This window comes from Microcoleus sp. D3_18_C2, assembly GCF_036702395.1.
Taxonomy (GTDB): domain Bacteria; phylum Cyanobacteriota; class Cyanobacteriia; order Cyanobacteriales; family Microcoleaceae; genus Microcoleus.
Window position 1 is genome coordinate 109,138 of sequence record NZ_JAUBTG010000010.1, and the last position, 17,861, is coordinate 126,998.

A 17,861-nucleotide genomic window follows, 5' to 3' on the forward strand; every position below is an offset into this window, starting at 1 on the left:
AAATACGGCATCCCAGCCTTTAACTAAGTGAAAAACCCGGTTTCTTTGCTGTGCGTAACTCTCATAAACTCCTGCCCCCCTGTAGGGGCGGTGCCCCCGTGCCCGCCCGAAAGATCGGGGCAACCACGGGGGGATTGCCCCTACAGGAATTACTCGCCACAAACATTCAAAAAATTGGTACAAGCTCAACAGCAACAGTTATAATTTCTCCATGCGCTTCCCTCTCTATCCCCGTTAAGCCCATGAGCAACCTTTCAAACACCCCAGGTGGCGGCGATTTACCCGATCGCTATCGGAATGTAGGAGAACAAATCCAAGCATTCTTCGATTTGGCCGACAAAAACCCCGATCGGGCTGTTCCTATCTTTGCCAACATCTGGGAAACTCAAGGATCGCTAACGACGCGGGCTCTGGCGCTGCAAGGTTTGGGTCGTGCAGCACAACACGGTCACGTCAAGCAGGCTCTAGCTGACTGGGAAGTGCTTAAAGATATCGCGAAGGAAGTCAAGGGAAAAGGGGAAGTTAGCAGCGATTTGACTCGATGGGCGGCGGCGAAGGCCCTGGAAGACATTGGATATTCTCTGAGGGATTTACAACATTTAGAAGGGGGCGGTTTTACTGAACCTCTCGATCGCATTCGTAGGGAAATTCGCGATCGTAAGTTCATAGAAATCAACAGAATTCCGCGCCTCAACAACAGAGGGGAAACAACCGCAGAATATGAAAGACATCTAGAATTTTGGATCTATGGGCCCGCTGATGAATTATTAAATGATAGCGATCGATCTCTGAATTATCAGGATTTAATCGGCGATGTCATTTCCAAGTTACACGGGCGAGGCGTGTATTTAGGATTGATATCACCCAATAGCATTGTACAAGCGGCGGCGCTGCGGCAAGCTGGGTTAATTTTCAAAGAATCTGCTCAGATTGAGGAATATCTCTATGGGCTGTTGGAAGAGTTTTTGCATGACTCCAGCCATGAAACATCATTGAGAATTCATGCGGCGGAGATTATTAATACAGCAACGGATTTAAACAGAAGGCTGAAAACTTTAAGCAAGTTGTTGTTGGAAGAGACAAATCCCAAATTGCATGAAGTGGCGCTGCGTCAAGCTCAGTCAGTATTTAAACGCTCTGCTGAGATTGAGGATTTTATCTATGGACTTTTGGAAAAGTTTTTCGATAATTCCAACAATGAAATACCTGTGAGAATTTATGCGGCGGAGATTATCAATACATCAACGGATGTAAACAGAAGGCTGAAAACCTTAAGCAAGTTGTTGTTGGAAGAAAGAAATCCCAAATTCCATGAATTGGGGCTGCGTCAAGCTCAGCAAGCATTTCATCACTATGCTGAGGATTTTATCTATGGACTATTGGAAAACTTTTTAGATAATTCCAATAATGAAATAGCATTGAGAATTAACGCGGCGGAGATTATCAATACCACAACAGATTTAAGCAGAAAGCTGAAAACCTTGAGTCAGTTGTTGTTGGAAAAAAGTATCGAGTTGCGGAATGCGGCGGTGAGGATGTTAACTCCATACAAGAATGATTTAACTAGAGTAGAGCCTGATGCTGATACGATATTGAAGGCTTTGGTTTTTAGCTACAGTTTGGATACTTTGCAGAAGCCTCAACTACAAGACTTAACGATTTCACAACTAGAAACTTATTTTTCATCAGCAAGTCAGGATCATAGGGAAATTTCAGAGATATTTACAAGTGCTATAGCAGCGTCAGAATCATTAGCGCGACGATACGGGAGAACCAGTTTCGTATTGAAACAATTTCTGCCAAATAAGCAGGATGAATGCCTGTCACCGATTGAAAGTTGGTTACAAGTCTTAAGAAATCACATTTCTGAAACTGAAACAGAGAATACAAAGGTTCAATCTAATCAAGCTTTGATAAACGAAACAATTGATTTGATGAGTGAAGAAAATAGTTACAAGATACATATGTATTCTTATTATATAGACAGAAGAGGCAAAATTATTTCCAATATTGATTCAAAGGAAGGAGACCAATTTGTTTCCCCTTTTCCTATTCCTAAAAAACTGTGTATTCTCGACCAAAGCATTGTACTTTCCAGCACAAGTTCTTATACTTATAACCAAAGCTGCCAAATTAAAAGAGATTTAAAATCAATAAACGTTTATTTACTAAGATTCGCAATTGAAGCAAAGAAAAAAGAAACTAGATATAGAGAATTATTAAATAGTGATTATTATTATTATTCTAACTTATTTGATTTTGACGAATTACCAGACAATAAAAAATCATTATTGATGATATTATTAATAGTAGATATTATTATGTTATTGAATATAGTTATTATTTTTTTGGTTAACCATCAATGGTCATGGTTTGCCACATTATTAATAGCGATAAATCTAGGAATAATGGTCAAAATATATCAACGATGTTTCAAGAAAATCCAGACAGAGAAAAAAGAATTTGAGAAGATAATTCAAAACATACAGTCTATTCTCTACAAGTTAAATACTCAATGGCAAGAATAAATAATCAATCATATATTCTGGGCTTAGAAATTACTCCTAAGCAGATTATTCACGATAATACTCGCCCAACTGAACTCCGTAAAAACCTCCAGCAAACCCAACAACAGCTAATAAGTTCAATTAGCCACCTCGGTACTAACCTAACAATTTCCCTCCGTTACATCTATGATCCCAATCAATCCCCCAAACTCAAAACTTACCTCCTAATAAATGACCCTCATAACACCCAAACCGCAGAACATTCCGAACAAATCCTCAGCCTTCTCACCAAAGGCAAATTAAGCCAATTCTTCACCCTCACCCCTCAACCAAACCTTACCCCATTCCAAAACTTAGACTGGGTGCAAACAATTGGCGAAATCCTCAAACATGAAGAATTCATCGCACCCCAAAATTACTACCTACCTCACCTTTTCGAGGCAAATCAAACCAATGATATGTCAGCAGTCTGCGATGTCATCCACCGCTTAGACAGCAAACTCATTTTAGAAATCACCCTACAAACCTATGACAACCCCAATCAAAAATCCTTGTGGGTAAATGCCATCAACCAAATGCTCGCTCAATTGGATAAAGTCAACGCCAACACCAGCGGAATCAAAGACAACATTCTCTCAGTCACATCAGCACTCTACCAAAAATACCAACAGTCATATCCCAACAGCGACCTATTCCAATATAGCATCAAAGCCCTAGCCGAAAATCGTGCCGATGCTTTTCCCGTCCTCGACGCTCTCATCCATGAAGCCATCAAAGAAACACCTCACGGGAAACGATGCCGAATCATCCAAATTAGCAAAAATCAACCCGGTTTTTCCGAAAGCTTGGAAGCCACAAAAAACGTAAACATTTCCAGTGCGATTGAATGGGAAGGCTGGCATAAAAACAACAGTCAAATGTCAATTGCAAATGCAATTCAGCCACAAAAAAAAGGATTAGCAAAATTCGGCGGCGATTCTGGCAGTCTTCCCGACAAACCATCATTCTACCATCAAAATCAACCACCAATGATAGGAGGCATCAACTCAGAGCAAAATCCAAATCTACCGCAATTATATAATGCTGTTTCAGATGGCTCAGGTTTAGCGAAGTTGTCATCAACTCCGCCACCATCTCGGATGGTTGATTTAAAACCATTGCACAGGCTGGCGACAGCCCAAGAAATTAGCGGCTTTTTCCGCATAGCTGTTTCCCGAAGTGCGTCGGATGTGTCTATTGAGGAAGATCCAAATAAATTACCTGAAAAATTAACTATAGAGGATGTTGTCAGGAAATATAGGCAACTAATTACTGAAGACACCTATATTGTCGGGATTGACCAAAAAGGGAAGCCTTGCATTTCGGATTTTTCCAAAATTCCTCACCGCATCGTTGCAGGTGTACCTGGTTCTGGAAAAACCAATTTTATCACATCTGTTATCTATCAATTTTTGTATGCTAATCCTGAAAGGAAGATTTACATCGCTGATTTTCAAGCGGGTATGCACTACCAACTAATTGTAGACCAACAGCCTAGCCTAGAGATGGTAACAGAACTAGAGCAATGTGCCACTCTGTTAAATCAATTGTGGAAGGAACACGAAACGCGACGAGAGTTAATGCGCGATAAGCGGGTAAGAAGTTTAACGGATCTCAAACAAAAGCATAACATCAAAAAGCACCGCATTGTCTTAATTATTGATGAAGCATTTTACATTCAAAATGCCGAAAGGAAAACAAGGGAATCGATAGAAAAAAATTTGATGGGATTAGCAGCACAAGCTCGCGTGACTGGGATTCACATTATTTACTGTAGCCAGCGACCGACACCAGAAGTCATTCCGAGCCAGATATCAGATAATATGGATGAAAGACTTATTTTCCGAGTCCAACCCGCTGCTAGTCAGAGGTTACTTGACGACGATCTAGCTGCAAGTTTACCTGTAGAACCCAGAGGAAGAGCAGTTTACAGAGGGTTAGAATCAGAATTAAAAATTATTGCGACTCCGTTCGTTCCTGATGAAATATGGGAAAATTAGTTGCGTTAGTTTAGAATAATATTAATACTTTTTGGAGTGAGAGCATGGCACTACTAGATCAAATAGAAGACTTTCTGACGATCGCGCCGGTAATTTACCAGTTAATCCCAAAGGAAGGGCAATTTATCGAGGGTTAGAGGCAGAAATCAAACTCATTGCTACTCCTCGCGTCCCCAAAGATATCTGGACTAAAGATAGCTTGTTTAGTTAACGAATTTGTATTAAAATGACACAACAACAAATGTAGTGAGGTGAGTTATGGGCGATTTAGTAGGTCAAGTAGAAGACTTTCAAAAAACACTGAATCAAATCATGGAACTTATGGATGACGCTAAATCACAAGCAGGGCAGCTACCAGATGCCAGTTTAGCTGAAGCACGATCTAAAGTTCAGCAGATTTATGAAATTTGTGATGAAGCAATTAAAACGTTAAATGTAGCCACTGGACAAGCTGAGGATATTATGAAAACTGTAGGAGGCTAATGGGAATCAACGAAGAGTGCGATGCGCTTCAGTCAATGCTCAGTCAAGTTATTGATAGCTTGGCTGAGGTGCAAACTCGTGCTAAATATTTACCGGATTGCGATATATATGAGCTAAAGCGAGAGATTTCTGACATTCTGGAAATCTGCTGTGAGGAAATGAGCCGCATGAAGTTAACTCAAAATCAAATAGAGTTAATTCAGGAGATGATTGGAGTACAATCGTTCTTACCTTCAATCAGTTCTCCAACAACTAAATTGGCTAATACGGCTGTTAATGATACTTCTCTTCAAGATGCGATGGCGCAAACAGAGATTTTTTTGACAACGGCCCTTAAATCAGGTGTACCTGTATGGTTAGCCCTCGAACTCGCTAACATTCCGGGTGACTCTTGGATTTTATATGAAAATCCGAACGCAACAGAAAGACTCACTGATTTAACCCAAAATCCCGCGAGTGACTATTATCAAAAAAAACCGAATACGCAACTACAAGGCGATCAAGGGGAATTAGTCTTATTAAAAATGCTGTTAGACTCCGATGATACAGAAAATCTTCTGTCAAGTTTACGAATCAAACCTAAACTTAATTTTGAGAATGGCAAAGATTACTGTAAACCAGATTTTTATCTAACATCTCACCGTTTAATTTGTGATGCAAAAGCTTATAAACCTAGTTCCATTAATGGCATTAAGGCAGCAGCCAAGAAATATGTTAACTATCTTCAGGAAAATGGAGGAGGTGAAGTCAGATTTTATGTACCTAGAGATACTTATATCAAATGTCAGCACAGACTCAATCGACTTCAATCTCAAGAAAACGGGGTCAATGTTACCATCCATCCTATGACCATTGATTATGAACATATACTTTGGAAAAAAGAATTAATTTATACTTATCTTAAGTCTTTGCTAAAGTTTAAGTAACTCCTTCTATGAGCAATAATTCTTCAGGCAATATTCCCAGTGGAGTTGATGTCAATAATCTATCTCAAATCAACTCTCAGCAACGGACACACATTCTCGATAGTGACACCACAGGAGGCGGTCACGGCCCTGGTAGAGGAATTTCTGGTAAAAGTGAATTTCCCGCGCGCTGGAGCGACGAGCAGACTATGAATTATATTTCAGAGGTGATTCAAGACCCTAATTCTATCTGGTTCCAGCAAAATGGAAAGGCAGGTGCTAGATACACCAAGACCGGAAACCCTGTAAAATGGCAGATTGATGCAACTAGAGATGGTGTTAACATAAGAGTAATTGTAGAACCAGATGGCAGAGGTGTCATCACAGCTTTTCCGACTAATATACCGCCAAACCCGTAATAATTAAGGACATAGACTCATGTTTGACTATAAAATTGTGGTAAAGAAACTTAATGAAGTCCTTGCCCAACTTAAGGAAGTTTTTTCGGGCGCTCAAATAGAATTCCTTCAATCTTATATCAATGCTGGCGAGTGGAATTTGGCGTTAGAGACTTTGTGCGATATTCTCCTTGAAGAAGAAATTCCCATTGATTTAAAGGCTTATGAACTATTGCAAGAAGTGGGAAATATTTTGAACATGGAACGAGAAACTTGGGAGATGTTAAAAGTGCAGGTAACTCCTGTATAATTCGGCTCATTTCAGCCCGTGGCGATATCTATGACATCACTTTTACTGAGTTTCAATAAAGGAGGTTTTTATGTCTCGCACACTAGATATTTTTGTAGACTTTCCACAGGACATCGAACATTTAATCAAAGAATTAGAGTTTATATTGGCTATTAAATTAGAGCTGGTTTCTGATGGCATTGACAACTGGTATGAGTTTCGGAACTCAACAATCACTCTTACTAGAGGAAAGCATGATTTTGAAAATGATAAAGAACTCAACTTTGAAGAATACCCTTACAACCTATCAATCAGAGCGCTGAACATCTCGAATGAACTTGATAGAAAAAAGTGGCGATATGAGTTTGCTAGTTATGTTCTCCACAAGTTGAAAACTACCGAAAGGTATCGTTTAATGCTGGTGGATGACTTACAAGTGAAGTTAGAGGAGTTTGCGCCATTGGTGAAGGTTTGATCGAACATCATACAGGCAAGTTCTGAAACCGATTTGTAAAAACGAGGAAATGACTATGGTCACTGCTACTGCCGCACAGAAGCATTTTACTCTAGAAGAGTTCATGGCTCATCCGCCCGACAACATGGAATGGGTGGACGGACAACTTGTAGAGAAAAATGGCATGACACTAAAGACGGGTAAAATTCAGTTAAGCCTGGGGGATGCTTGGAAAAATTACAAAGATTCAAGCGGCCAAGGGGGAGAGGCTTATGTCGAGGTTCCTTGCCGTACCAACCGACAAATTCGCCGTCCCGATGTCGCCTATCTCACACCCGAATTAGTTGCACAATTTGGCAATCTTGCCACTTTACCCCAAAGTTTCCCTTTAATTGCCGAAATAGTTTCACCCACCGATATCGCTGAAGATGTCTTTCTCAAAGCACAGGAATATTTAGAATCTAGCTGTCAGGAAGTTTGGCTAGTTTTTCCCGAAAGTCGTTTAATATTCGTGATGACTCAAAATCAAATATTGACATTTCGAGCCGGCGATACCGCCAGCACCCAACAAATCCTGATCGGTTTTAGCATCGATGTCGATGGATTGCTAGGTTAAACTAAATTATGAAATCCGAAACTCAGTAGGTTGGGTTGAGTTTACGAAACCCAACAATTTCTGGGATTTGTTGGGCGGAGCATTTAGCGGAGGGTTCGCTGTCGCGGTTCCTGAGCGGAGTCGAAGGGCTACGCAACCTACTACTACAATATTCTTAGGTTGATGACCAAGAAATGGAGTCAAACAAAATGACAACTATCCAATCAATAACAACTGCAATAACATCTCTTTATGAACGGGATTTTTATCTTTGGTTACAGACAACAATCAACTTATTGAAAGAGGGAAAGTTTTCTGAAATAGATTTAGAGAACTTACTAGAGGAACTGGAAAGTATGGGAAAAAGCGATAAGAATGCTTTAAAAAGTAATTTAAGGGTACTTTTAATGCACTTACTTAAGTATAAATATCAGCCAGAAAAACGAACAAATAGTTGGGTGTACACCATTCGTGAACATCGTCAACGCATCCGAGATACCTTCAAAACCAGTCCAAGTTTATATCGTTTTTTTGAAGAAATTTTTAATGAATCTTATCAAGATGCTAGGGAATTAGCCGCAGATGAAACAGGTTTATCTATTCAGATATTTCCCCCAGAGTCTCCATTTACTGAAGAAGAAGTTCTTAATCCTGATTTTTTACCGCCTGACAGCGAGCAGCCTGAAAATCCTGAAAATATTGAATAATTGAATCAGATATCCTTTCCACTGGTTCTGAAATCAAATTGCTACAATATATTTAATACTCCCCCAGTCCGCCTTCGCGGACTTCGTTTGTAGAGCATCGGAATTCTATTCGGTGGTATTGAATTAATATCCCACCCTTATCGGAGCAAACCGCCATGTCAGACGACTTTTCCTTAGACGAGCTTTTAAATAGAAGTTATTACGCCTTCAAAGAGGCAGAAAACCAAGTGGGACAGTGCAATGTTTTAGTCATCGGCAAAACTGGTGTTGGCAAAAGTACCCTGATAAATTCCGTTTTTCGCCAGCGCTTAGCAGAAACCGGAGTCGGCCGCCCCATCACTCAAGGCATTCGCCAATATACCAAACCTAATTGCCCAATTACAGTCTACGATACTCCCGGACTCGAACTCAACGCCGAACAAATTAAAGTTATTCAATTAAACGTTGCTAAACTGATTGAAGACCAAAGACTCCTGCACCCAAAAGACCACATTCACGTCATCTGGTACTGCATCAATCACAACGCCAATAGAATAGAATCTGTGGAGGAAAGCTGGCTAAAAGAAATGGAAGTTAAAGATGTACCAGTGATTTTAGTTTTGACTCAAACTACATCTAAAAAGCCCAGCGAGTTTTTCAAGCAACTGGAACACATGAATTTGCCAGTCAGTCAAATCATCCCCGTCATGGCTGAACCGGAAGAAATTGATGAAGATTATACAGTAAAATCTCACGGTTTAGATAAGTTGGTAGATGCAACTTTTCAACTGCTGCCGGAAGTAGCTAAAAAAGCTTTTGTTAAAGAACAAATTGCAAATATTGCGCTCAAATCCGATATGGCATTTAAGTATCTAAGTGCTTATGTTGCAGGTTCTGCCATTGTCGGTGCGACTCCTGTACCCTTTGCTGATGCGCCGATTTTGATGACGATGCAAACGGCAATGATTGCTAATATTACTGTGATTTTTGGAATGCCCTTTGATAAGGGCTTTATTTCGGCGATGCTGTCGGCTATTAGCGGCGCTGGCGGGGTTACTGCTGTCGGCAGAAGTATTGTTACTAATTTGATTAAAATAATTCCGGGTGCTGGTACGGTTGTCGGCGGTGCTATCTCCGGTGCAACCGCAGCAACTCTCACGCTTGCTCTCGGTTTGGCTTACATTGAAGTGCTTAAAGCTTATATGAAAGCTCAAGTTAATGGGGAACAACTTTCTTTGCAGCAGTTGACAAAGATGTTTGTGGATTTTTATAAGGATTATGCTAGTTCTGGGCGTAAAACTTTGAAAGATGAGAAACCGGATCAACCTAAGCCTCCCAATCAAATTAATATTGACTAAATTGGGTATTGGGCATGGGGCATCGGGTATGGGTTATTTTTTTACTCCAACTGAGATATTGCACCGTCAATAAGCCTTTTATGAACAGGCAAGATGCCTGTTCCACAAGAAAATTAATATCTTTGTGGAACAGGCATCTTGCCTGTTCTGAAAATGGTGCAATATCTCAGTTCCAATCAACTCATTCCCAATTCCCAATTACCCATTACCAATTGATTGCTACAATAGGAGTGAATTCTGCAAAAAGGAGGAAATGGCTATGGTAATGGCTGCCGTTTTATCAGAAAATGTTTCTCTAGAAGACTTTATGGCTAATCCCCCCGACGATATGGAATGGGTGGACGGGCAAATCGCGGAGAAAAATGGCATGACAGCAAAACACAGTCTAATTCAATCCAAACTAGATTATTCTTGGAGAAGTTATAAGATATCTAGCGGACAAGGCGGCGAAGTTTATACAGAAGTTCCTTGTCGTACAGACAGGCGAGTGCGCCGCCCTGATGTAGCTTATCTGACTGCTGAACTTGTTGCTGAATATGGCGATGTTCCTACTTTGCCTCAAAGTCCGCCGTTAATTGCTGAAATAGTTTCTCCTACTGATATTGCGGAAGAGATTTTTATGAAAGCACAAGAATATTTAGATTCGGGTTGTCTGGAAGCTTGGATTGTTTTTCCAGAAAGTCGCTGGATATTGATAATGACTCAAACTCAAAAGTTAACTTTTAACTTGGGTTCTACAGTCAGCACTCAGCTAGTGCTGCCGGGTTTTAGTGTTGCGGTTGATGAGTTGTTGGCTTGAAGGCAAAAAATTAATTAGGTATAAGTGCTTTGCGGCACAGTTCCGCCGTGAGGGTTGTAATAAATTGTGAAAAAGTCATTGACAAAATGCCACTCGCTCGCCCAGCCATTTAATAAAAAAAATTATCAATAAAAAATGCAGTTGTAAATTTGCACAAAAGCACCAACAGCGGTAAAATACTGATTGCTTTGTTTCCAAATCTAGCGTAAATTCCAATTGGGGAATTAAAACCAATAATTGATATATGTCTAAGACTTACACTGTTGAATTGATCCACCAAGGCTCTACCTATACCGTAGAAGTACCGGAAGATAAACAAATTCTCCGCGCCGCCAACGCCGCCGGCATTGAGTTGCCGAGTTCATGCAATGCGGGGGTTTGTACTACTTGCGCTGCTAAAATTATTGAGGGTCAAGTCGATCAAGTTGATGGCATGGGCGTTAGTCCCGAACTTCAGGCAGAAGGTTATGTGTTGCTGTGTGTTGCTTATCCCCGATCGAACTTGAAGATAGAAACAGAAAAAGAAGACATTGTTTACGATCGCCAATTCGGTAAATCCTAGCACTAAGCTAAAATTGACCTAAGTACCGTTAGCGGTAAAACCACTATGGATCGCCCTATGACCACCCATTTCATTTCCGCAGAAGTTGACCTCCACGATACCGCCGAGCAACTGCACTCGGCTATTGAAATTGAACTGCAAAAGCACGGCGAACCCCTACGGTGGGCAGTCACAGACGTGGATGTCGATCGGCAAAAGGCTGTTGTAGAAGGCTACGTGCTCGTGGAAGCATCCCCCGCAACACCGTGAACCCCCGCCCTTTGACAGTGGTTTTGATAGTCCCCACAGGCGTTGGAGCCTCGATTGGTGGGTTTGCAGGAGATGCGCTGCCCGTGGCTAGGGCGATCGCCCAAATTTCAGACACCCTGATCACTCACCCCAACGTCCTCAACGGCGCTCAACTTTATTGGCCCATACCTAACGCTCTCTACGTTGAAGGTTACGCCCTTGACAAATTTGCTGCCGGATGCTGGGGACTGCAACCGGTACATCAAAATCGCATCGGCTTAATCCTCGATGCCGGCATTGAACCAGACTTGCAGTTGCGCCACTTGCAAGCGGCTGATGCAGCGAGAGCTACATTGGGTTTGAATATAACCGATTGTGTTTTAACCGATCGCCCCCTGCAAGTAGAATTGCGTATTTCCGAATCCGGGGCATCCTGGGGGACGATCGGCAATCCAGACAGTTTATTGCGCGCGGCAGAAAAATTAATCACACAAGCAAGAGTAGAGGCGATCGCAGTTGTAGCCAGATTTCCCGACGATGAAGGCAGCCTCGCCCTCGAAAACTACCGCCGGGGCAAAGGAGTTGACCCCCTCGCCGGCGCGGAAGCTGCGATCAGCCACCTCGTCGTCAAAACGTTTAAAATCCCCTGCGCCCACGCCCCCGCGCTGTCAGCGCTTCCCCTCGATCCGCACCTGTCCCCGCGATCGGCTGCTGAGGAAATCGGCTATACTTTCCTACCTTGTGTGCTTGCCGGACTCAGCAAAGCTCCTCAATTGGTAGCGCCAGAAAGCCAGCAGCACAATCAATTATCAATTACCGCCGATCGAGTCGATGCGGTAGTGATACCCGCCACAGCCTGCGGCGGCAGTGCTATTCTGAGTTTGAGTGCGCGATCGTCCGTACAAATCATCGCTGTCGGCGACAACAAAACCCAGATGCAGGCGACTCCAGAAAAACTCGGAATCAAAGCTTTGCAGGTAAACTCATATTTAGAGGCGATCGGAGTTTTGGTCGCTTTGCGATCGGGCATCAGTCCAGCTTCCTTGGGTGCAGACATCTCCTCCCTGCGTTGTTTATCTGACTAAACCCAACAAATCTCAAATCTCAAACCTCAAATCTAAAAGTGATTAAGTGGCAGAAAAACTTCCCGGAAATCCTGAAATTGAACCCTTGACGCGCACCCAAGTTTTAGTAGCAATGGGCGTGACAGCAATTATGTTGCTGGCGGTAGCTAAATTGTGGTTGCTATTTGGATCGGTATCGCTTTTGCCAGTCAAATTGATAGGAATCGACTTGCTCAAAGGATTTGCGCTCGGACTGGCAATTACAGGCGGTAGTGCGATCGTTTATCAACTCTGGCCCGGTTATCGCCGCAGTGCGGATGTTTACTTGGAAGTAGTGCTCAAACCTTTGTTTTGGCCGGATTTAATTTGGCTGGGACTCCTGCCGGGACTTAGCGAAGAATTGCTATTTCGAGGCGTGATGCTGTCTGCTTTGGGATTGAATGTTACCGGTTTAGTTTTATCGAGTTTTTGTTTCGGTATTCTGCACTTGGGAACCCTGGATCAGTGGCCTTATGCTGTTTGGGCAACGGCTGTCGGATTGCTGTTGGGTTACAGTGTTTTAGCTACTGGGAATTTGTTAGTGCCAATTACGGCTCATATCTGCACAAATTTGATTTCTAGCTGTGTTTGGAAGTGGGAACACAATCTCGTGAAGCGTTAGCTCGATCGCACTACAATATCGAGGTTGGGGCGGGTTTAATGAATCTCTCACTCGATTGGAGAGATGGGTGAACCCGCCCCTACGGGAATTATGTCTATTTAACGTGATACCGAGTCATTCTATTTTAGATTTTAGATTTTGGATTTTGGATTGACTTGCGCGAGATAAATTCGGGGGCTTGAGGATTTTAGATTTTGGATTGATTCCACGGATAAATCACGTGGCGGGTACCATGAAAAAATTCTCGGTCAATAAACGTAAATTTTGTAGGGGCGGGTTCACCCGTATCTCTGCTTAATAACCAAGGTATTTTTAAACCCGCCCCCACCCAGCGACAGGATTTTATGAGGGTCACACTTACCGGAAACGAGAGTTGAAAACCTTGTTAAGGCAGTTTGTAACTGCTCGATCGCACAATCAACTCACCTTGACTGGGGTTACGGCTGAAAATAAAAGCTCCTTCTTGAGTTTCACCGCTTGACAAAAAATCTATTTGTTGGTCGCCGGATTCTACAACTTCACCGTTGACGCGGAGTTCGGCCATAATTTGCACTGATTCTGCCGTTTCGCCGCCCGTATTAGTTACTGTAAACGGCACGTAAAATTGCCCTTGATTTTCGCGAATAGGCGTGTTCCGAGTGACAGAAATAACCGGAGGTTCCTGCTTTTTAGTCACCCAGTTGTAGAGTACGAGTCCGGTGAGGGCAAAGAGGATCAAGCCGGCGATCGCAAATGTCACCCATTCAGCAAAAGTTCTTTTTTGTTGCTGTTCTTTGTTATTACTTTCACTCATACCGCCAACCTCCCCGCGGCGCCGCCAACAGCCGCCGGCAATCCCAATACTAACGTATAGTTCAACCACAGCGACCACGGGTCGTCAAAAGTGAGTTTGTGGAAGAAAAACATCATAAATGCAGAAGCCGCCAGGGACACTAAATAGGCCATGACAGTTTCGCTGAGAGGACGCTGAAAAATCCCTTGCTGCTGCTGCCTTTTTGCTTGATAAGTAAAGCCTGCTACAAATACTATACCGTAAGAAATTAGCAGGGAAGCGGCGATAATTGCTAATTGCCTAGGTGGCGAAATACCTGCCGCTAGCATGGGAATTTCGTCAGTTGGGGCGATGTTGAAAGCAATGATCATCGCGCCGATTAAAGTAGCGCCGATATCTGCTACAGTTGCATTAATGGTAGGTTCCTGTTCACTGTCTGAACTTTGATAGCGATCGCCGCTCAAGAAACCGTTGGCCAGGGCTACTCCCAAGGCAAACGGCAGGCCTTCAAAGATGATTTTCCCCAAAGTTTCTTGCAGCGGAGTCTCCGGGGTAATTTCCCTGAGCAAAAACAGGACAAAAGCCGCGCAGACAATGCCAAGGGCGATCGCTTCTACGGTATCGATTGCAGCATCTAGCCAGCGGATCTCTTGAGTTTTGCGAAAACCTTCCGTGCGAGTCAACAAGAAAACGACGAGAAAAGTAGTTGCGATCGCGATCGACATTTCCGCTGGTGTAGTATAGGAACCGATCCACCAAACCTCCATCGTATAAAGCAGCGGAATTCCGAACAAAAAGCCACCAGATGCACCTCGAATGATGTCGTTTAGTTCCTTTGACCACTGATTTTTAAGTCTTTTTGATTTTTTCATGTTTCGTGAAAACGCACGTCAAAAATTGGGCAAGTAAATATTTTTTTAAACTGGCTCAAATAGAATACCATATTTGTTGTATTCTTTCTCTAACTTGCGTCCAGTCGCTAGCGGTTAAAATTCCCAATCGACGATTGACCAAACGCTTTTCTATTGTGTTCACCTTATGGAGTCGAACCACTGACGAACGCAAAAAACCTGCCTGCTCCCATTCTACAATCTCAATATCAAAAACAGTCTTAGTTGTTTGACTTGTCACTCGTGCAACAACAATATCTTCATCTCCTGCATCCAAAAGTACCAGCACAGGACGGAGTTTTGATGTTGTTACATCGGCAAACGGTAGTGCCAGTAAGAGAACTTCTCCTGATTGATAATTGGGCATATTTCAAATATTGTCGTAGATAGCATCTTCCTCGCTGTAACCAGCCAATAATTGCTCAGCAGCAAGGATCTGCCAAGCAGCGTTTTCCTCTTCTGTGTCAGTTGGTTCTTGCACCAGAACAATAACTCGGACTTCTTGGTTAGCTGCCAAGTATTTTAAGAGAGTATCGGGAAATTCTATTTTCCCTTCATCTGTGACTTTTGCTGGAAACTCGTAGGCTTTCATGGTAGGTTTTAATCTGTATTGAACTTAATTTTATTAAGACAGTTATAGTGCGAGTTTAATCTCAGAATAATCTCCCAAAGCTTCGTTGATTACAATCAGTTTTCCTTGACTATCTGCCCCTAATTGTTGATTTGCATTGAGTAATTCAATTCCATAAATAGTACCGTCTGGGGCAATATCCACATTCATTTGCTCCCTAACCTGGATAGTTTTTACCTGTGCGGTTTTTTCTTGCAGGTATATATAAGCTAGGTTGTATCTCGGATCGTAACTCAGTTTCACGGGAACCTCCTGCTCAAAAGAATTTGACAATTACAGTGATAATCATCTAGTCTTCGCCTTCTGACGCTGCGATCGCCTCCACTTTCTTAATAGCATAAACTTTTCCCTGCCACTCAGCATTGAAGGAAAAGTTGCGCCTAAATCCGGTTCTGCCAAATTGAGCCGGAAAAGTTGTGCCACTTTCAACAGTAGCAATTACTTCTGCCTCAGTTGCACCTCGCTCAATCAATCGTGCTTGAGCATGGGGATGTAATCTAACGCTCACGTTGCTATTACCTCCTTTTTGCCTCTTTATTTTTGCACTAACTTAATTCACCACACTCGTGCGATCATCGCATAAGCATCAAAATAAAGGCATGAGTGTCCAACAACAACCTCATTCCATGTACTCCTTAAACTCTTCTAGCGGTTCGTCAAAATCATCGGACATCCAAACCATTCCTTTGGCACTTCCTGCTTGCCGATTGGGTTTAGCTTGTTTGGGAATTCCTACCAATTTTACAACAGGCTGGTTATCTTGAGTAATCGCCACTTCTTCGCCTCTCATTGCCGCTTCGATTAATTCCAGAAGCTTTTCTTTTGCCTCAACAATGTCTACTTGATACATAATTCGTGCCTCCTTACTATCAATTTATAACATCACAATTCTAACTCAATTCAACAAATCCTCTTCCTCCAAATCAACAGACTGTAATTCCATATCAGCCGACTGCAACTGAGCCGGTGTAGCCGGAATCGCCGCAATTATTGCATCGATTACCTTCGCCACCGGAATAATCTCCATCCCTAACTCTGGTACGGGTTGATTCTTAGGAATAATCGCCCTTTTGAAACCCAATTTCGCCGCCTCCCTCAGCCGCAACTCTAATTGCGAAACCGGCCGCACCTGTCCTCCCAAACCAACTTCTCCAAGCAAAACTGTGCGCGCATCAACAACCCGATCGCGAAAACTGGCCACAACGGCGATCGCAACTGCCAAATCCGCCGCTGGTTCGTCCACCTTCAACCCGCCCACCGTCGCCAAAATCACATCTAATTTAGATAAAGGAATCCCCACCCTTTTCTCCAAAACAGCTAAAATTTGCTGCAATCTACCATTGTCCACACCAGTAGTAGTACGGCGCGGCGAACCGAAACTTGCAGGGCTGACTAGCGCCTGAATTTCTACTAAAATAGGTCGAGTTCCTTCGCAAGTAACAGTCGTCGAAGTACCGGGCGAAAATTCATCTCTATTCCCTAAAAATAACTCCGACGGATTATCTACTTCTCGCAAACCGTTGGCTACCATTTCAAAAACACCAATTTCGTGAGTAGCGCCAAAACGGTTTTTCATCGATCGCAAAAGTCGATGAGAAGCAAAGCGATCGCCCTCAAAATACAGTACAGTATCTACCAAATGTTCCAAAACCCTCGGCCCGGCCAAAGCTCCATCTTTCGTAACGTGACCGACAATAAATAAAGTAATATTTTCCCTTTTCGCCACCTGCATCAAAGCAGACGTACATTCCCGCACCTGAGCCACCGAACCGGGCGCCGATGTTAAACTAGCAAAATAAATAGTTTGGATGCTGTCAATCACCGCCACATTCGGTTTCAGCGCTTCCAACTCCCGCAAAACAACTTCTAAATCCGTCTCTGGAAGCAAGTAGAAATTCTCCGCTGAATTGTCCTCCGAATCCTTTTTAGCTTCCCCGTTACTGCCAGATTTATGCCCGCCGTTGCTTGACAATTCAACCGGATTAGCCACGCCCAAACGCTGCGATCGCAACTTCACCTGCTGGCCGGACTCCTCCGCACTGACATACAGTATCCGATCCTTGCGGGCCAACATATTCGCCACCTGCAACAGCAGCGTCGATTTCCCGATTCCCGGTTCCCCCCCAATCAACACCAGCGATCCCGGCACAATCCCGCCTCCCAAAACTCGATCGAGTTCCCCGTAACCAGAAGGCCAGCGAGACTGAGTTTGGTCAGCAATCTGCGATAATCTGAAAGATACCCTTGGTTGACCCTTCGACTTATCAGGGGGCGAACCGCCCACTGTCTTAGTTGTCACCCCAGTTAAACCAGCCCGCGGCACACCAGCAGTAGGTTGTTCTAACTGCTCGTCAAAAGAATCCCACTTCTGACAGCTAGGACATCTGCCAAAATATTGTGGTGAATCATACCCGCATTCCCGACAAATATATTGTATTCGAGGCTTAGGCATTGTTTACTATGATAAATAGTCACCCTAACATTTAGAAAAGTCTGATTTAAAGCAATTATCAAGCTTTCAGACCGATCGCCGCCCATGA

At 43.0% G+C, this 17,861-nt stretch carries 23 protein-coding genes; 15 read left to right on the plus strand and 8 right to left on the minus strand.

The genetic code is table 11. The annotated features are described in order from the left end of the window. The first annotated feature begins 242 nt into the window (after positions 1-242). The 15 genes from QUA88_RS09420 (at position 243) to QUA88_RS09490 (ending at position 13,028) form a co-directional block, all read left to right on the plus strand. Positions 243-2,528 (plus strand): hypothetical protein, encoded by a 2,286-nt coding sequence (locus tag QUA88_RS09420; RefSeq protein WP_333271362.1) that lies wholly within the window; start codon positions 243-245, stop codon positions 2,526-2,528. After that, a complete protein-coding gene (locus tag QUA88_RS09425) occupies positions 2,516-4,546 on the plus strand; it encodes an FtsK/SpoIIIE domain-containing protein (protein WP_333271365.1) in 2,031 nt (676 codons plus the stop codon). Before QUA88_RS09420 ends, QUA88_RS09425 begins: the two co-directional genes overlap by 13 nt. A 258-nt stretch (positions 4,547-4,804) precedes the next feature. After that, on the plus strand, positions 4,805-5,029 hold the full coding sequence (locus QUA88_RS09430; RefSeq protein WP_332993960.1) for a hypothetical protein: 225 nt from the start codon (positions 4,805-4,807) through the stop codon (positions 5,027-5,029). Further along, the gene (locus QUA88_RS09435; RefSeq protein ID WP_333271369.1) at positions 5,029-5,955 is read left to right on the plus strand and encodes a hypothetical protein; all 927 of its coding nucleotides are present in this window, start codon (positions 5,029-5,031) and stop codon (positions 5,953-5,955) included. The genes QUA88_RS09430 and QUA88_RS09435 overlap by 1 nt, the downstream gene beginning before the upstream one ends. A gap of 8 nt (positions 5,956-5,963) precedes the next feature. Beyond that, complete coding sequence (locus QUA88_RS09440; RefSeq protein WP_333271372.1) at positions 5,964-6,353, plus strand: EndoU domain-containing protein; 390 nt, start codon at positions 5,964-5,966, stop codon at positions 6,351-6,353. A gap of 19 nt (positions 6,354-6,372) precedes the next feature. Beyond that, positions 6,373-6,642, plus strand: coding sequence for a MafI family immunity protein (locus QUA88_RS09445; protein ID WP_333271375.1), 270 nt, complete (start codon positions 6,373-6,375; stop codon positions 6,640-6,642). Between the two features lie 70 nt (positions 6,643-6,712). After that, positions 6,713-7,096, plus strand: coding sequence for a hypothetical protein (locus tag QUA88_RS09450; protein WP_333271378.1), 384 nt, complete (start codon positions 6,713-6,715; stop codon positions 7,094-7,096). 55 nt (positions 7,097-7,151) lie between these two features. Beyond that, positions 7,152-7,691 (plus strand): Uma2 family endonuclease, encoded by a 540-nt coding sequence (locus QUA88_RS09455; RefSeq protein ID WP_333271381.1) that lies wholly within the window; start codon positions 7,152-7,154, stop codon positions 7,689-7,691. Positions 7,692-7,879: 188 nt separating this feature from the next. Then, on the plus strand, positions 7,880-8,377 hold the full coding sequence (locus QUA88_RS09460) for a DUF29 domain-containing protein (RefSeq protein WP_333054540.1): 498 nt from the start codon (positions 7,880-7,882) through the stop codon (positions 8,375-8,377). A 155-nt stretch (positions 8,378-8,532) separates the two neighbouring features. Then, positions 8,533-9,714, plus strand: a complete 1,182-nt coding sequence (locus QUA88_RS09465) for a GTPase (RefSeq protein ID WP_333271385.1) — start codon at positions 8,533-8,535, stop codon at positions 9,712-9,714. Between the two features lie 253 nt (positions 9,715-9,967). After that, positions 9,968-10,513 (plus strand): Uma2 family endonuclease, encoded by a 546-nt coding sequence (locus tag QUA88_RS09470; RefSeq protein ID WP_333271387.1) that lies wholly within the window; start codon positions 9,968-9,970, stop codon positions 10,511-10,513. A 244-nt stretch (positions 10,514-10,757) separates the two neighbouring features. Continuing rightward, positions 10,758-11,075: a 2Fe-2S iron-sulfur cluster-binding protein gene (locus QUA88_RS09475; protein ID WP_333054544.1), complete on the plus strand. Its 318-nt coding sequence runs from the start codon at positions 10,758-10,760 to the stop codon at positions 11,073-11,075. 57 nt (positions 11,076-11,132) lie between these two features. Further along, the gene (locus QUA88_RS09480) at positions 11,133-11,324 is read left to right on the plus strand and encodes a hypothetical protein (protein ID WP_333054545.1); all 192 of its coding nucleotides are present in this window, start codon (positions 11,133-11,135) and stop codon (positions 11,322-11,324) included. Then, entirely contained in the window at positions 11,321-12,388 is a 1,068-nt protein-coding gene (locus QUA88_RS09485) for a DUF3326 domain-containing protein (RefSeq protein ID WP_333271391.1), read from the plus strand. The genes QUA88_RS09480 and QUA88_RS09485 overlap by 4 nt, the downstream gene beginning before the upstream one ends. A 46-nt stretch (positions 12,389-12,434) precedes the next feature. Then, positions 12,435-13,028, plus strand: coding sequence for a CPBP family intramembrane glutamic endopeptidase (locus QUA88_RS09490; protein ID WP_333271394.1), 594 nt, complete (start codon positions 12,435-12,437; stop codon positions 13,026-13,028). 385 nt (positions 13,029-13,413) lie between these two features. On the opposite strand, the gene QUA88_RS09495 is transcribed toward QUA88_RS09490, so the two are convergent. The 8 genes from QUA88_RS09495 to radA all read right to left on the minus strand — a co-directional run bounded on the left by QUA88_RS09495 (position 13,414) and on the right by radA (position 17,773). Then, complete coding sequence (locus QUA88_RS09495; RefSeq protein WP_333271397.1) at positions 13,414-13,821, minus strand: TIGR02588 family protein; 408 nt, start codon at positions 13,819-13,821, stop codon at positions 13,414-13,416. After that, positions 13,818-14,672 (minus strand): TIGR02587 family membrane protein, encoded by an 855-nt coding sequence (locus QUA88_RS09500; protein ID WP_333054550.1) that lies wholly within the window; start codon positions 14,670-14,672, stop codon positions 13,818-13,820. Before QUA88_RS09500 ends, QUA88_RS09495 begins: the two co-directional genes overlap by 4 nt. A 55-nt stretch (positions 14,673-14,727) precedes the next feature. Then, the gene (locus tag QUA88_RS09505) at positions 14,728-15,057 is read right to left on the minus strand and encodes a type II toxin-antitoxin system PemK/MazF family toxin (RefSeq protein WP_333054551.1); all 330 of its coding nucleotides are present in this window, start codon (positions 15,055-15,057) and stop codon (positions 14,728-14,730) included. A 3-nt stretch (positions 15,058-15,060) separates the two neighbouring features. Next, on the minus strand, positions 15,061-15,282 hold the full coding sequence (locus QUA88_RS09510) for a hypothetical protein (protein WP_172184599.1): 222 nt from the start codon (positions 15,280-15,282) through the stop codon (positions 15,061-15,063). A 42-nt stretch (positions 15,283-15,324) separates the two neighbouring features. Then, positions 15,325-15,564, minus strand: coding sequence for a DUF2283 domain-containing protein (locus tag QUA88_RS09515; RefSeq protein ID WP_333054552.1), 240 nt, complete (start codon positions 15,562-15,564; stop codon positions 15,325-15,327). A 46-nt stretch (positions 15,565-15,610) separates the two neighbouring features. Then, complete coding sequence (locus QUA88_RS09520) at positions 15,611-15,829, minus strand: hypothetical protein (protein ID WP_333054553.1); 219 nt, start codon at positions 15,827-15,829, stop codon at positions 15,611-15,613. 111 nt (positions 15,830-15,940) lie between these two features. Further along, entirely contained in the window at positions 15,941-16,171 is a 231-nt protein-coding gene (locus QUA88_RS09525; protein WP_333058140.1) for a type II toxin-antitoxin system prevent-host-death family antitoxin, read from the minus strand. Between the two features lie 45 nt (positions 16,172-16,216). Then, on the minus strand, positions 16,217-17,773 hold the full coding sequence (radA, locus tag QUA88_RS09530) for a DNA repair protein RadA (protein WP_333058141.1): 1,557 nt from the start codon (positions 17,771-17,773) through the stop codon (positions 16,217-16,219). Positions 17,774-17,861 lie beyond the last annotated feature (88 nt).